The sequence below is a fragment of the Mycobacterium nebraskense genome (assembly GCF_002102255.1).
Classification (GTDB): domain Bacteria; phylum Actinomycetota; class Actinomycetes; order Mycobacteriales; family Mycobacteriaceae; genus Mycobacterium; species Mycobacterium nebraskense.
On record NZ_LQPH01000164.1, the window covers coordinates 1 to 14,745 of the forward strand.

Sequence of the window (14,745 nt, forward strand, 5' to 3'; positions counted from 1 at the left end):
GCCCACAACGGATCTCGGCGCACCCCGGACCGCGTGTCGTTTACATCATCGACAGGACGCTGAGAACCTCAGATAACTAACGAGATTTTGAAGTCAGCGTCTGCGTTTTTTGCCGCGGAGTTCGACCGCCCCGCGACGAAATGATCGCCTACATCGATGCTCATCGCGATCAGTTCGGGGTCGAGCTCATCTGCCGAGTGCTGCGGGCAGCTATCCCCGGATTCCTCACCTCGCGGGGTTATCGGGCCGCGCGGACCCGACCACCGTCGGACCGGGAGATCCGCGATGAGCAGCTGATCGCCGACCTTGAGGCGGTGCACCGGCAGAATTACTCGGTGTATGGGGTCAAGAAGATGCACGCGGCGATGACACGGCGTGGTTGGCAGCTGGGCCGTGAACAAACCCGCCGGTTGATGCGCAAGGCCGGGTTGCGCGGCGCCCAGCGGGGCAAGCCGGTGTTCACCACGATCAGCGACCCGGCCGCGATCCGGCCGGCCGATCTGGTCAACCGCCAATTCCGGGCTGCTGCACCGAACCGGCTATGGGTCGCCGACATCACGTTCGTGCGGACCTGGCAGGGGTTCTGTTACACCGCGTTCGTCACTGATGCGTGCACGAAGAAGATCGTTGGCTGGGCGGTCTCGGCCACGATGCGCACCGAAGACCTCCCACTTCAAGCATTCAATCACGCTGTGTGGCAGTCGAATACCGATCTATCCGAGTTGGTTCATCATTCCGACCGCGGATCCCAGTACCTATCGCTGGCCTATACCGACCGGCTGGCTGAACTGGGGATCGCGCCCTCGGTCGGGTCGCGTGGCGATAGTTATGACAACGCCCTCGCTGAAGCGGTCAACGCCGCCTACAAGACCGAGCTCATCAACCGCGGCAAGCCCTGGCGGTGCATCGATGATGTCGAACTCTCGACCGCCGAATGGGTGGCCTGGTACAACCAGGAACGCCTGCACGAAGGCCTCGGCTACGTTCCACCCGCCGAGTACGAGGCCGCCCTCACCGGCACCTCACACCATGCGAGCCAGCCGACCCCGGCCCTCGCAACCGAGTAGGAACTAAACCTGGGGTAGTTCACACATCCTCGAAACCGGCACCGAGTCCTACCGTCTGCGCAGCTCCAAAACCACCACGCGACGCAAACGCACCGGATAACCGCGTCGCCGGATGGCCGGCGCCACCCGGCAGCCCTGGGCGTGGCCGTGGGGCCAACGACGGGACCCCACCCCGAGTGCCTACTGGGTGGGTGTGGGCCAGCGCAGGTGGTCTTGGTCGACGATGAAGGTGTGGGTGTGTTGCATGCGACCACCCTCGATCGCGGCGGCGTCGTTGAGGTGGTGGTGGTCGGTGGCGGCGATGTCGTGGGTGTGGGTCAGTTCGTCGGGATCGTGTCGGGGCCACAGCAACCGCGCACTGACTGCGCCCACGCCCGCGATGGCGGCGAGGATGATCCAGGTGGTGGTGAATCCGGCCAGGGTGGCGACCCATCCCGCGATCGGATAGGTGAGCAGCCAACACAGGTGCGACAGGGAGAATTGCGCGGCGAACACCGCAGGCCGATCCGCTGCACTTGAGGAGCGTCGGAGCACCCGACCCACCGGGGTCAACACCAGGCTCATCCCGGCCCCAATGAGCAGCCAGATGATCAGTGCCGCCCCCCAGCGCCCCGCACCGTGGGTCGCCGAGAGGGCGATGGCGCTGCCGGCACCGGCGACCAGAAGTGCTGCGCCGGTGGTCATCACGCTGCGTTCGGGCACCCGGCGCAGCACCGGGGGTAGCAGCAGCGCGACGATCATGGTGCCGGTGCCCGAGGCGGCCAGCAGCCACGCGACATCAGCTTGGGTGCGGCCCAGGGCGTCGCGCACGTAGTTGACAGTATTCACCAGCACGATCGACCCGGCGGCGGCAACCACCAGATCCAGTGCCAGCACGCCACGCAGCCGTGGGGTCGCGGCGAAGATGCGGATCCCGGCGGCGGTCTTGTCCCAGGCGCTGGCGCGGGGGTTGGGGGTGGCATCAGGGATGCGGGTGCTGAGGACCAGGGCCGCGGAGATCAGGAACCCGATCATGGTGCCCAGGAACAGCCAGTGGAAGCTCATCACGGTCAACAACACCGCGGCCAGCACCGGGCTGAGCAGGCTCTCCATGGTCGAGGCCAGCTGGGAAGCGGATAGTGCTGCGGTGTAGTCGGATTCATCGGTCACCACATCGGGGATCATGGCCTGAAAGGTGGGGGTGAACGCGGCCGAGGCGCACTGCAGCACCGCGATCAGCACATAGATCTGCCAGATCTGGTCGATGAACGGCAGCGCGACCACCACCGTGGCACGGATCAGGTCCAGACTGACCAGCATCAGTCGTCGCGGGAACCGATCGGCGTGCGCGGCAGCGACGGGGGCTACCACCACATAGGCGATCATCTTGATCGCCAACGCTGTTCCCAGTACCGCGGCCGCTCGCCTGCCGGCCAGCTGATAGGCCAGCAACCCCAACGCCACCGTGGTCAGACCCGTGCCGAACAACGCGACCACCTGGGCGGCGAATAGATGTCGGTAGTCGCGATAGCTGAACAACGACATGCCCAGTCCTTCCATGCGTGATCAACCGACGGACCGTGCCGTCTAGTGAGATATTCGTTTGCAGGCCAACGACTCCCGCGAAGATAGATCCGCCGGCCACCGCTGTCGGCGGCGAGTGAAAGTTAGTTACTTATGCGCTTTCTTGGCCGAACCCCCGGCCAAGGGATGCACGACGGCATCGGCGCGGTGATGCGGCGGGATACCGTGCCCGGCGTGCTCGGCGTTGAACACCGCGTCGGTCACCAACTGCCGGACATGTTGGTTTTCCAAGCTGTAGTACATCGTGGTTCCCGACCGGCGCGTGCACACCAGCCGCGCCATGCGCAGCTTGGCCAGATGCTGTGAGACCGACGGCGCCGGCTTGCCCACCCGCTCGGCTAACTCGTTGACCGACAACTCCTGACCGGTCAGCGCCCACAACAACTGCACCCGGGTCGGATCGGCAAGCATGCGGAACACCTCGACGATCAGGTGGACATGATCGTCATCCAACCGAGGCGATGCACTATCTGCATTCATAAGCAGATAATAGCTCACAAGAGTTCCGGATGGGAACTGCCCAGCAAGACCAACACCAGAAGCCAACGAACCAACGCGGCTGGGGCCACAATTCGTGACAACAGACGGAGCCGAACTACTTGACGAAACTCACCGACACGTCGGTCGCGAGCCGTTGTCCTGATTAATTCCGTTGTTGGCCATATGGATAACAAAACCTCCCCTTGCTCATGAACTGGCGCTCACGCCTTGGTCGAAGCTCCCGCACCGCGCTCGGAATCCGAGTTAGTCGTTTCACCGCTGGTGTTGGGGGCAATAGGAAGCCACCGACGCGCCGACGAAATAGCCGGCTTGATGTGGCGCAAGGTCGGTGTTCTTTACCAGAGACAACACCACGACTAACCGTGATTGGCCCTGATCCAGTCCGGCGCACACACTATGGGCCGCGGCAATCGCGGCGTCGCGGTTCGCAAAGACGACCCCGTGTTGCTCAAGTGCCCCGATGAATGCGTCATCAGCGTCATCAGCCGACGCTGGCGCTGCCACGAGCAGCGACGCGGCAGACACCAAGGCCACACCGATCATCAACCACCTCCCACGATCTAGCTTCGGTTCAGCCATGGTTTTCCCCAGCGGCTCTCATCAACCACCTTGCAGGCAGTGCGCAGACCCATCTGATCTCTCGCCGGAGATGCGATAGCGCGCGCTTCGCGTTTCGGGCACTGTTGACCGACCTCGCGCCCTAACATCCGCAGTCCTCGCCGCGCCACGATCGCAGGCCTTGCCAGAGCGCAACCGCGGCAATGCCCAACCCGATGACCGGATCCAACCACCACCCACCCGACCACATGACGGTGACCGCCAGGCCTAGCAGAACCGCGGCGGCCTGAGCAGCACAAAGGTAAGTTTGGATTCCTTTACCGATTGTGGCAGTCGACCCCAAGCGGCCGCCGAGCCTGTGCTGCGCGCGCCCCAGGATCGGCATCAGCAACAACGCGGCCCCCGTCAACACAATGCCTACCGACGTAGGGTGCGACGCGTGATCCTTAAACAGGTGGTGGATGGACTCCGCGCCGATATAGGGAGCGCTGAGCCAAAATGACACTGCCACGCCCCGTTGCGCGCGAAGCTCTGCCGACTCGGACAGGGTGCGCCAGCCGCTAAACCGCCAGATCACGATGAGGCTGGCCATCGCTTCGGGCCCGCTGCCCAACGCCCATGCGGTCAGCGCGATCGATCCCGCGGCCACACCCTGCCACAGGCCGATTCCCCCATCGACGACCACGAACACCAGACTGACCCACGCCAAGTGCCGCGCCCATCGCGCGGCCCGATGCCATCGGGCATCGAGCCCGCGCGCCGCCGCGGATTCATGAGCGATTGCGGCGCAACACATGTCGCTGACGATCCCTGCGGTTGCCGCCGAATCGAGTGCGGTCATAATGCGCTCCCCATGAGCACGCCGCGCATAATGACGGCCGACGCCGGCGCATCTGCGCGTGAAAATCCCGACGGCGAGACCATGATCGCCAGCGCCGTATCGTAGGCGGTCACTGACGCCCTAACCTGCGTTACGGCCTGCTCGGCGGTGGCGGCAAGCCATTTGAGGTACGGCGCGACTGAGTCAGCCATCGATGCCGCCGCACGACCGTGCCACGAGTCATCTAGTCCAGAAATCACCGCGCCGAAAGACGCTGCAGTGGAATATAGTTCGTCGGCCAGCCCATCCCACACACCAGCAGCGACCAACATCGGGCCCACTCCGGGACCGCAATACATTCTGGCGGAGATGATCTCCGACGGTAATGCTCCAAAATCGACCTCGTTGACCGGCAGATCCGTTGCGGATTCCGTTGGAGACGAAGCCAATAGCAACGTGGAGGCGTTGCTAACCATTCCGGTAGTCGGCGCTGTCGTTGCGTGAGTCGCTAAGTTCTGTGGCCAACCGGGATATGTCATGTCGGCGACCGCAACCACTGACATGGGTGTGCGGCTGTGATAGGGCATTGCGTACTCCTGTACGACGTAGGTTTTGCGGAAGCGAAACACACTCAGCGGGGTCGCTTCAGTGGTGTGTCACATATCCGAGGACGGCACGGCGGGAGCCGGTACATCCGATGACTCGATGCAGTTCGATTGACAGATAACTCAGGGTGTCGGCGAGTCAATCCGTCGATTTCGTCGATACCGAGGACGCGTCGAACGAGTAAGAATCACCGCCGCCGAACGCAGCGTCGAACGATTCGACGCTGATCTATCAGCGCCGTGCGAGACAGAACCGTGTCAACATGTCTTGACCGGTGACAATTAAGACAGGCCTCCGAGGCGGGCCTCGTCTGCTCTGCAGACAGTCAAAGCACAAGCCGACGGTCGCAACCAGTGCGAGCACGCCGAGCGTGAGAAAACCGGCGACCCAACGAGGGAGATCCCCCACAGCCGCCGATTCGGGACACGACGGCGACCAACCTCGATCGCAATGCGTGTGGTCCGCGTTGACCGCGAATACACCACGGGATGAGGTGCTCGAGCCGTGGGCCGCATCGAGCGTGACAGTCGCGTGCCGAGCATGCTCGGCGGTGCCACCGAGTAGCCACACTGCGGCCGCGATGGCAATAACCCATCGCACAAGTGGCTGTCTGGTTACGTCGCGGGGCACAGTGCCTTCAAATGTAGCAGCAGTTCAACGCCGGGCATCCAACGTTGCGGCCCTGATGCCATTTATGCATCGGACCGTCACGGCGCTCAGGAGACTCTCGGTTGAACGCGTGTGCGGCCGAGAAACGTGAGTGCCGATATCCTCGCGCAGCCGAGCACTAAGGAGATGCTTTAGTGACTTCAATTTCCAAATAGCCGCTCAGGTTGAGCGTGCCCGCGAACACGGTTTCGCCGCCAAACTTCTCTTTGGGTACGCTTCCACCGGATAATAGTGGCCTCAGCCACCGGCGACTCGGCGCCCACCACGACCCCATCGAGGGGCACTGTGTCTGCGGGACGGACCGCCACGATCGCGGCGGGCTACACCTGATCGACCGGTAGCACACGGCCATCGGCACGGTGGGCGGTCTTTGAGGAGCGGTCGATCAGTTCGAATACTGCTTTCTGTAAACGGGTCTCGCCGAACGCCTCGAAAGCCTCGGCCAGTGCGAAGAAGAACACCACCGCGGCCGCCTCCGCGACCTGACCTAAACACACCGCCTCGATCGCCGCCACGCTGACCAGCAAGTTAATAGTGACGTTACGCCGCAAAAGATCCCTTAACGCGGCACCGCCATGGGCACACCACCCGCGCCAAGCGGCAGCCCCAATAGCCCACACGCCTGAGGCGATTTCAACCAGCTGCCAACCAGACCCGCCGCGAATGCCGCCGCCGCCAACCCGGTCAAAGGCTTGTTACACGACCGTTGCCCAGCCACGACACGGTCGTCACTCATGCTTCAAGATGCGAACGGATCTGCGACGCAGTTTCCGGCCGCCGCGCTGTCGGACAAACCTTTGAGTCCACTTCCCGTCAGTTGCCGGTCGACTACTCGCCATCCCCGTCCGCACCCCCGTCCGCGGCGTCAGCACCGCGACGTTCGCCCGGGACGATGACCAACGGGCACGGCGCGCCTTGGGCGCACTGCTGGCTGACAGAGCCCAATAACAACCCCCGAAAGCCCCCGTACCCGCGTGACCCCACTACCAGCAACCCAGCGTCGGCGCCCGCAGCGATCAACACCCGCGCCGCGGAGCCCTCCTCAACGACGGGCATGATCTCGACCCCGGCGGTCTCGATGCAGGGGTCAGCGAGCGCGGCGTGTAGCGTTTGGCGGGCTGCCTCGATGAGGGGCTCGCGAAGATGCCCGAGCGCCAGGTGACCGACATAGCCCTGGTGGTAGGGCAGTTGCCAGGCATGAACGGCGCGTACCACACTGCCATGGTGGCGCGCTTCGGCCACCGCCCACCGTAGCGCCCCCAACGACCCGGGGGATCCATCGACACCTACCGCAATCGTGGACACCCAAACCCCTTTCCGCCGCCTAGTGTCACGTCCGGCGACCCACCCGCGATCCGCGGGGGCGAGTCGAATCTCGTGAGCACACAGCCCGTCTAGCTGCAAGGGTCTGCCCCCGGTTTGGTTGACTCCTGACCTGTGAGGATTCGTCCTTGCTGGAAGGATCAACCTCGTGCCGAGACCGTTTCCCGCCGAGTTCCGAGCCGATGTCATCGCTGTGGCCCGCAAGGGTGAGGCGCCGTTGCGCCAGATCGCGAAGGACTTCGGGATTTCGGAGGCCTGCCTGCATCGCTGGCTTAAGATCGCCGACCGCGAGGACGGTGCCAACCGGCTGTCGCCTGCGGCGGTCTCTGAGGATGTGTCGGCGCAGCTGCGCGAGGCGCATAAGCGGATCAAGCTCCTCGAGCAGGAGGCTGAAGTGATGCGTCGCGCGGTCGGCTACTTGTCCCGGGATGCCAACCCAAAATGATGTACCCGCTGGTCCTCGACCTTGCCGATGACGGCGTGCCCGTCACGGTGACCTGCCGGGTCCTGGGATTTTCCACCCAGGCGTTCTACAAATGGCGCAAAGCACCTCTATCGCAGCGAGATTGGGATGATGCGCACCTGATCAACGCCGCCCGCGACATCCATGCCGACGACCCCGCATTCGGCTACCGATTCATCGCCGACGAACTTCCCGGACGCGGTATCTTCGCCAGCGAGAACCGTGTCGCACGGTTGTGTTCCCAGGAGCGCATCTGGTCGGTCTTCGCCAAGAAGCGAGGACTGAACCGCAGATCCGGGCCGCCAGTTCACGACGACCTCGTGCAGCGTCAGTTCAGCGCCCAGGCCGCCAACCAGGTCTGGCTGGCCGACATCACCGAACACCGCACCGATGAAGGCAAGCTCTACCTCTGCGCGATCAAAGACGTCTATTCCAACCGGATCGTGGGTTACTCGATGGACTCGCGGATGAAGTCCTCGCTGGCAGTGGCCGCCCTCGATCACGCCGTGGCGTTGCGTTCACCTGCCGCGACGATCGTTCATTCGGACAGGGGTAGCCAATTTCGCTCACGAAAGTTCGTCCATGCACTGTCGCACAACGGATTACACGGATCGATGGGTCGTGTCGGCGCGTGCGGTGACAACGCTGCCATGGAGTCGTTCTTCGCCCTTCTGCAACGCAACGTGCTCGACCGGCGACGCTGGTCCACCCGAGCCGAACTACGCCTGGCGATCGTGTCGTGGATCGAGCGGACCTACCACCGACGCCGCCGGCAACGCGCACTCGGCAGACTCACCCCGATAGAGTTCGAACTGCTCCACACACAAGCCGCAACCGCGGCCTGAAAATCCCACCCCGCGAGTCAACTGAATGCGGGGCAGTCCCCAACAAGCCGAATGATAGCGCGGCAAACACCTGGCACGATAAGCAACACGGCCAGGGCACCGCCCTGCGAGCATCCCCTCACCTGACCGTGCTACCAGATCGATGCGGCTACACGGACCTTCGCAGTGGCGCTTACGTCCCTTCCTTTCCCGGGTCCGCCGTGGACGGGCACACGCCACGTGACACTAACATGCACATTGCAATATCAACATATGTGTGGCTGGGTAAGCCGTTGCGCCCGTTGGTGATTCCGGCTCAGCAAAACCACCGGATCACGGCGAGTCAAGGTGGCGTCCTGTCCTCGCCTTAACGTCACAGATTCGGGGTGCGCCGTTCTAGGATTGACACCACCGCACCAGCTCAACGCCCGCGGCGTGGTTTTCTATCTTCGCAATGCGTTACTACGGGTCAAGTGGGATGGTCTGATGGTGGAGGGTGGCGGTGCTGTGATCGATGAAGCGGCCGAGTGGTTCACGACATTCGACGCCGAGTTTGCCGTCGTGGGCCGGTGAGCGCGCGCTATCTCGGGGTGTTGTATTGTCCCCGTTGCGGATTGCAAGCACCCGAGGATCGAGCATCGTTGGGATGCTCTGTGTGCGCGCGTCGCGGTATCGGAGTCAACGTCAACCCCGCTTACGCATTGACAGCTGGCGTTTTGCCATGCGAGGCCTCCCAACCGGGGATCTTCGGTTTCCGCGAGTTGCTGCCGTTGGCGCCCGACGACGTCGCGGTGAGCCTGAGAGAAGGTGCGACGCCTCTGGTTGCGTTGAACCGGCTGGGTCCTCGAGTGGGATTGCGCAGACTCATGCTCAAAGACGAAACGCGCAACCCAACGTGGTCCTACAAAGACAGGCTCGCGGCGGTCGCGATCACCAAGGCGGTCGCGTGTGGAGCGTCAACGGTCGTTGTCTCGTCAACCGGAAACCATGGCGCAGCGGTTGCGGCCTACGCCGCGGCCGCGGGGCTGGGCTGTGTGGTGCTCACGGTGTCGTCCGTACCGCGCGAGATGCACATACTGATGCAGGCGTATGGCGCCTGTGTCGCCGCCTACGACAAAGGCCCAGACCGATGGTCGGTGCTGCGGGCCGCAGTCGAAGAGTTCGGCTGGATGCCGATATCTGGGCTGGTGATCCCCCCAATCGGATCGAATCCCTTCGGCATCGAGGGATATAAGACGATCGCCTACGAGTTGTGGCGACAACTCGGCGAAACGCCCGACGTTGTTGTGGTGCCCACCGCCCATGGCGATGGATTAGCCGGTATTCGCCGAGGGTTTTCCGACCTTATCGGTTTGGGTCTGGCCGAGCGCATGCCGCGGTTGGTTGCGATCGATCCTTTCGGCGCCTATGCGCGCGGGCTGCGTTCCCCAGAGGGCGAGCAGCCAACGGTTGCCACAGGGGCCTCGATGGCGTTCTCGGTCGGCGCGCGTGTAGCGACCTACCAAGGATTGGATGCCATCAGAGCCACCAATGGGACAGCAGTCGCCGAGCCAAGCGACGACGCGATCGCGGGTATGCAACGCGAATTGGCCTCAACTGAAGGCTTTTACGCAGAAGGCGCGTCGGTGTTGACGCTACTGGCCGCTCAACAACTTGCCGCGAGCAAATGGATCGACCCCGATGAGGTGGTGGTGGTGGTGTCAACGTCGACCGGGCTGAAGGATGCAGGCGCCTCGGCAAGGCGCCTGAGCAATGTCCCCGTTCTCGAACCGACCCTGGCGGCCCTTGAGGAGGCGTTGCCGGCGCGCATGTGCCGATGAGCTTTCGGACGCATCGCGCGAATCAGCGACCGAGCGATTGTATTTCGTCAAGTGTGTGCCAAGGCTCGAGTGTTGACGGCGGGTGAAAAGTAGGCTCCCGTTGCGACGCGTCGCTACTAGCCCCCGGTCGGACCGCCGTCAACAGGGAGGGGCTTTTGTGGAAATCTTTAACTCGAATTCAGTGTCGGCCTCTTGCGGAAAAATTGCAGGCTCCGCACGTCTACGCTTTCGCCAACCATCGCCTCGGCGATTGCGCTAATTTCCGTGATTCGAAGTCATGACCGCTCGCGATAGTGGCGTTGAAGTCAGGGTAGGAAAGGCCGCCCACCGTGTGCGTGCCCAACGGCATCCACCTGCTTGCATGTCCATTGACATTGCAAATCTCGGATGCCAGGTCGGAGTCCGGCGCGGAGGCAGGCTGGAAACTCGACTCGTCTGACACAAGATTGCCATCGCCCATGGGCACGTCTCGCATCGGTCGGTTTGCGGGATTCATGTCTGGTGGTCGGGCAGCGCGCCGTCGTTGACGCGTGCCGCCCATATCTTGCGGGGTGATCGTCCACCGTTTGAGCGTGTACGTCGAAGCGGCCCGCCAACGCGCGCATCTCGTGGTCATGAAACGTGTGATCACCTGAATTTCTCCATCTCTCAAACTGGTGGCGGTTAGTGTCCACGTCCGCAGGGTTGGCCGGCTTGAAATCAACTGCACTCCATCTCTTTCCGTTACCCGACGGCCGGCCAGTGTGGCAGCATCGGGGGGCGGGTCAAGTACCGGGTATCCGCAACGCCGGTACCCGCCGCCCCACGTCCGGCCATACTTGCCAGGGGGATCCCGGGAAAGCCTCCCGCCACCGTTGGCGGAGCGGTTAGCGGGGTTCCTCCCAAAACCGAAGCGACAGAATTGATCGGCGGAGCAATCGCAGTCCAGGTCGCCGGCACCGACAGTGAGCCGATCGAGGCCGCCTGGCCCGCGCCCGCAGACACCGCGCCGCCCAGGCCTGCGAGCCCGCCAAACGGACCCGCCAACGCGGAACCGAGCCCCCCGGCGGCAGCGTCTCCCATCGCCTCCCCGACCGCGCTTCCAGCGCCCGCACCGAGCAGACTCAGAAAAGGAGCGACCGTGTTACTTGGCATGAAGAAACCGGACGAGAATATGGTGTTCCAGATATTGGCGTTTGGGCCCAGCGGCGAATTCATCAACCAACCCAGGATGTCCGATGATCCCGATGAGGACGACCCGCCAGATGCAGCCAATGTACCCAGCATGTTCCCACTCCCCGACAACGCCGACCCAGAGGACGCGGGTGTCGCGAGGTTCTGCAGCGCCGGGGGCACCCCTGACATCAGCTGCGACAGCGCCGCCTGCGTGCTCGTGTTGGCCGACGTGGCGGTGGTGTGGGTGACCGCCGCGGCCTGGTCGGCCAGCCCACCAACACTGGTGTTCTGCTGCGGCGCGCTGAACGGGGTCACCTCGGTGGCGACCGCCGACGACCCGGCATAGCTATACATCGCCGTGGCGTCCTGCGCCCACATCTCGCCGTAGTGGGCTTCGGTGGCCGCGATCGCTGGGGTGTTCTGCCCCAGGATGTTGGTCGCGATCAACGACACCAACAAACTGCGGTTGGCTGCGATCACCGGTGGGGGCACCGCCGCCGCGAACGCGGCCTCATACGCGGCCGCCGCCGCCGTGGCCCGAACAGCGGTCTGCTCGGCTTGCGCCGCAGTAGTGTTCATCCACATTGCATAGGGCGCAGCCGCGGCCGCCATTGATGTTGACGCCCTGCCGCGCCACGCGTCGCTGGTCAGCCCCAAGATCACCGCAGTGTAGGAAGCCGCCGCCGAGCGTAGATCAGCGGCCAGCCCATTCCATGCGGTGGCGGCGCTCAGCATCGAAGCCGAACCTCGGCCGGAATAGATTTTGGCCGAGTTGACTTCGGGCGGTAAAGCGCCGAAATCCGTTGCTATAGTCATTGCCCCGCTCCTTTCTTTAGCGCGCTGCTCTTGCGTTGGCGGCTTCGGTAGCTGCAAGCGAACCGGCGCTGACAGTCAGCATGGTCACAAACATTTGGTGAATCGAGGCCGCGCCGCTTGGGCGCTTACCCCCTGGTGCATCTGGGCGTGCGCGGCGAATTGTGTTGCGGTCAGCGCCGATACCTCGTCCCGCCGCTGCGGCAACCAGGCCTGTGGTCTGCGCGGCCGCGGCGGTATTCTGGGCGCTCATTGCCGCGCCGATGCCGCGCAGATTGGCTGCCGCCGCCAAAATTTTCGGCACGATACGTACGAATGACATAGGACCACTCCCTGAGAGACGGGCCAAGCCCGACCGCTGCGTGCGTGTTAAATCGCACGCTGACCCCACGCGTCAGCGATGCGGAGACGCGCGTAAAAGAACAATCAGCGCAAGCTGACTCAGATAGTGAAAACGGCGCCGGGGCCGGATCGGAACGAAATGGTCATCGATCTCGGACTCGGATAGGGACTATCACCCAGACTCATCTCGCTCTCACCTCCTCACGGCCAAGGCACACGGGGGTGCCACCACAGTCGCACAAATGGGGTGAGACGGCCCGGCAAAGTGAACCGCGGCCGCGGCACCCCTCTCGTCAGAGCTTCAGCACCACACGGCGTATCCGACTTGAGCCGGAAGCCACTTGGGCTCAACCCTTAAGCCGGGAAGAGCTGTCCTGACCCTGGGCGTCTTTCGACGTTCGAGGTCAGCGGCCTATGTCCGTGCAGACGCCTCACCTAGCGAGGTGCATATGGTCGTAATACTGGCACTTCGGCCGATGCCCGTCAACCCGGCGTGTCGACTCCACCGAATGCGCGACTAGCTGCCGCCGATGATCCGCGTGAGAATATACGTTCGGCCTATACGCCTCAATTAACCGGTGCCCGAGAACGTCGGCGCGCAAAAGGGCCTGACCTCATCGACCGGCATCTATCGGCGTGGCACGTCAACACATCCGCAGACCTGTTGCGAATGCAACACGCTCTGCATCGTCCGCCGCGGGCGGAGGATGTAGCCCTCCCGGTTGCGAACCACCCCAGCTCTTGTATGCGGGTGCGAGGCAGGGTTAGCCAGCGCGTCCAATCCTTCAGCGCTCCCCGCCCGCCAGCAGCCTCAACCGGGCCGGTACCGGTAACCCGCCATATCGATTCGGCCGTATTCCCCACCTAAAAGTAGTAAATCGGATGAGGTGCCCGAGGGCGGCGCCCGCCAGTCGGGCAAAGATATCGACTTTTAGGCTGGGGTGGCAGTGGGGATGTCCTAGTCCCATGGTCGTTTGCTTGCCAGACTCGTCCCGCAATCGTGTCGTGGCCCAGGTTGCGGCACATTTGCTGGTTGCGCCAACCCTCGAGCATCTCATCGACGGTCTGCGCCTCCGGATGCAGCAGCGGCACCGATCCGACGACATGAACCCGACCGCTCTTGTCGAGGGGCAAATCAGCCTCCCACCCAGTCTCACCGAATGAATCATTGAATCACTCAATGATTCATTACCACATCCCTGCTGCCAGAAGGCTCGCGCTGACGACGACACTTTGTTCCGGCGTGTCGGCGGAGCGAACTACCCCTGCCGCCCCCACGGGGGCCCGCCACGCCCGAAAACCAGCCCCCATCACGGCATCTCGGGTGCAATCGGGTCGTCCTTATGAGCGTCGGCGAGCTAGGATCATGATTCATCAGATGAAAACGGCGTAATTGGTCGTGGATAACTGCTGTTATGCATGAGGAACCACTGCATATTGCATCTGATGAATCAGCGCTTGTGTGGTTGTCGCTACCGAGCAGTCCCCAAAACGCGCACGAGGATCTCGTACTCGGGCGGTCGATGGAATCGCAGATAGGTGATCCGGTGGCGGCCGTCGGCGAGACACGTGGGTCCGATGTCGGCAGGGCACCCGAGCCAGGTGCTAGTGAGGCCCTTGGCGGTGCAGTAGGGCCTCGCCCAATCGGACCACTGGGACTGGTCGTCTGGTAGTGGTTGATTGAACAGGGGCGATGAGCGCGCCAGAGTTGTTGCCGCGTCTACGTCGTCGAGTAGGTCGATGCTCCACGGCATCTGGGTCAGCGCGTCCAGGACGATGCGGCGGTATTCGGGATCTGCGCTCTGGTAGGCCCGCTGGTGGGCTGCGGGATCATAGCGGCCATCGCCGAGGTAGTTTTTCAGCTGGGTATCGAGCTTCTTGTACGGGTGCGTGTCGCCGGCGTTCTTGCCAAGTCCGTGGGGCCAAGGCAGGGCGCCGAGGCGACGGATTACGAAGCGGTGGGCCATCGGAACCTCTTGGGGTCGTTGTGTTCCCGGTACCAATTGCGGAGGCGTAGGCTGCCACGCCGTCGATCTGGGTGTCGTTCATGGCTTCTCGTTTCCTCGCGATCCGAGGTAAGTCGAGGCACTTGTTCTCCTTGGCTCGCCTTGTTTGCCGGACAATCGGCTGGCGGTCACTCAGCATCGTTGGCCGACTTGCCGCGTCGAATCTCGCCGGTGCTACCGTCTGACATGATGATATCATCGATATCAGGAGGTTG

At 63.3% G+C, this 14,745-nt stretch carries 13 protein-coding genes, 2 pseudogenes, 1 riboswitch and 1 other annotated feature; of the genes and pseudogenes, 4 read left to right on the plus strand and 11 right to left on the minus strand.

The features are described from left to right. Positions 1 to 101: 101 nt before the first annotated feature. Positions 102 to 219, plus strand: a sequence feature (AL1L pseudoknot). Further along, positions 135 to 1,067, plus strand: a pseudogene (locus AWC17_RS32235) (IS3 family transposase); the annotation flags it as partial. It overlaps the preceding feature by 85 nt. 180 nt (positions 1,068 to 1,247) lie before the next feature. Here AWC17_RS32235 and AWC17_RS24920 read toward each other — a convergent pair. The 8 genes from AWC17_RS24920 to AWC17_RS24950 all read right to left on the minus strand — a co-directional run bounded on the left by AWC17_RS24920 (position 1,248) and on the right by AWC17_RS24950 (position 7,089). Beyond that, entirely contained in the window at positions 1,248 to 2,591 is a 1,344-nt protein-coding gene (locus tag AWC17_RS24920; protein WP_085165393.1) for an MFS transporter, read from the minus strand. Between the two features lie 126 nt (positions 2,592 to 2,717). Beyond that, positions 2,718 to 3,110: an ArsR/SmtB family transcription factor gene (locus AWC17_RS24925; protein ID WP_085165181.1), complete on the minus strand. Its 393-nt coding sequence runs from the start codon at positions 3,108 to 3,110 to the stop codon at positions 2,718 to 2,720. 273 nt (positions 3,111 to 3,383) lie between these two features. Next, positions 3,384 to 3,674 carry a DUF732 domain-containing protein gene (locus AWC17_RS24930; protein ID WP_244193516.1) on the minus strand — a complete coding sequence of 97 codons (291 nt, stop codon included), beginning with the start codon at positions 3,672 to 3,674 and terminating at the stop codon, positions 3,384 to 3,386. Between the two features lie 157 nt (positions 3,675 to 3,831). Then, positions 3,832 to 4,485 carry a cation efflux transmembrane domain-containing protein gene (locus tag AWC17_RS24935; protein WP_085165395.1) on the minus strand — a complete coding sequence of 218 codons (654 nt, stop codon included), beginning with the start codon at positions 4,483 to 4,485 and terminating at the stop codon, positions 3,832 to 3,834. 41 nt (positions 4,486 to 4,526) lie between these two features. Further along, the gene (locus AWC17_RS24940; protein WP_167385633.1) at positions 4,527 to 4,985 is read right to left on the minus strand and encodes a PPE family protein; all 459 of its coding nucleotides are present in this window, start codon (positions 4,983 to 4,985) and stop codon (positions 4,527 to 4,529) included. 361 nt (positions 4,986 to 5,346) lie between these two features. Next, on the minus strand, positions 5,347 to 5,745 hold the full coding sequence (gene lpqS / locus AWC17_RS34300) for a putative copper homeostasis (lipo)protein LpqS (protein ID WP_482805292.1): 399 nt from the start codon (positions 5,743 to 5,745) through the stop codon (positions 5,347 to 5,349). 359 nt (positions 5,746 to 6,104) lie between these two features. After that, positions 6,105 to 6,311 carry a hypothetical protein gene (locus AWC17_RS24945; RefSeq protein ID WP_085165187.1) on the minus strand — a complete coding sequence of 69 codons (207 nt, stop codon included), beginning with the start codon at positions 6,309 to 6,311 and terminating at the stop codon, positions 6,105 to 6,107. A gap of 301 nt (positions 6,312 to 6,612) precedes the next feature. Continuing rightward, entirely contained in the window at positions 6,613 to 7,089 is a 477-nt protein-coding gene (locus AWC17_RS24950) for a universal stress protein (RefSeq protein WP_244193517.1), read from the minus strand. A gap of 166 nt (positions 7,090 to 7,255) precedes the next feature. Between AWC17_RS24950 and AWC17_RS24955 the strand changes: the two genes are divergently transcribed. The 3 genes from AWC17_RS24955 (at position 7,256) to AWC17_RS24960 (ending at position 10,214) form a co-directional block, all read left to right on the plus strand. Next, positions 7,256 to 8,415, plus strand: a protein-coding gene (locus AWC17_RS24955; protein ID WP_085978335.1) for an IS3 family transposase whose coding sequence is annotated in 2 segments (ribosomal slippage) — positions 7,256 to 7,547 and positions 7,547 to 8,415 — 1,161 coding nt in all. Because the reading frame shifts where the segments join, the coding sequence is not laid out codon by codon here. 381 nt (positions 8,416 to 8,796) lie between these two features. Further along, the gene (locus AWC17_RS32880; RefSeq protein WP_167385634.1) at positions 8,797 to 8,967 is read left to right on the plus strand and encodes a hypothetical protein; all 171 of its coding nucleotides are present in this window, start codon (positions 8,797 to 8,799) and stop codon (positions 8,965 to 8,967) included. A 128-nt stretch (positions 8,968 to 9,095) separates the two neighbouring features. Then, a complete protein-coding gene (locus tag AWC17_RS24960) occupies positions 9,096 to 10,214 on the plus strand; it encodes a threonine synthase (RefSeq protein ID WP_244193518.1) in 1,119 nt (372 codons plus the stop codon). 723 nt (positions 10,215 to 10,937) lie between these two features. Here the strand turns inward: AWC17_RS24960 and AWC17_RS24965 are convergent. The 3 genes and pseudogenes from AWC17_RS24965 to AWC17_RS24980 all read right to left on the minus strand — a co-directional run bounded on the left by AWC17_RS24965 (position 10,938) and on the right by AWC17_RS24980 (position 14,491). After that, on the minus strand, positions 10,938 to 12,185 hold the full coding sequence (locus tag AWC17_RS24965; RefSeq protein ID WP_085165190.1) for a PPE family protein: 1,248 nt from the start codon (positions 12,183 to 12,185) through the stop codon (positions 10,938 to 10,940). A 16-nt stretch (positions 12,186 to 12,201) separates the two neighbouring features. Next, positions 12,202 to 12,504 (minus strand): annotated as a pseudogene (locus AWC17_RS24970) (PE family protein). A 298-nt stretch (positions 12,505 to 12,802) separates the two neighbouring features. Next, positions 12,803 to 12,974, minus strand: a riboswitch (M-box (ykoK) riboswitch). A gap of 1,022 nt (positions 12,975 to 13,996) precedes the next feature. After that, positions 13,997 to 14,491, minus strand: coding sequence for a hypothetical protein (locus AWC17_RS24980; RefSeq protein WP_074376080.1), 495 nt, complete (start codon positions 14,489 to 14,491; stop codon positions 13,997 to 13,999). Between the last annotated feature and the right edge of the window lie 254 nt (positions 14,492 to 14,745).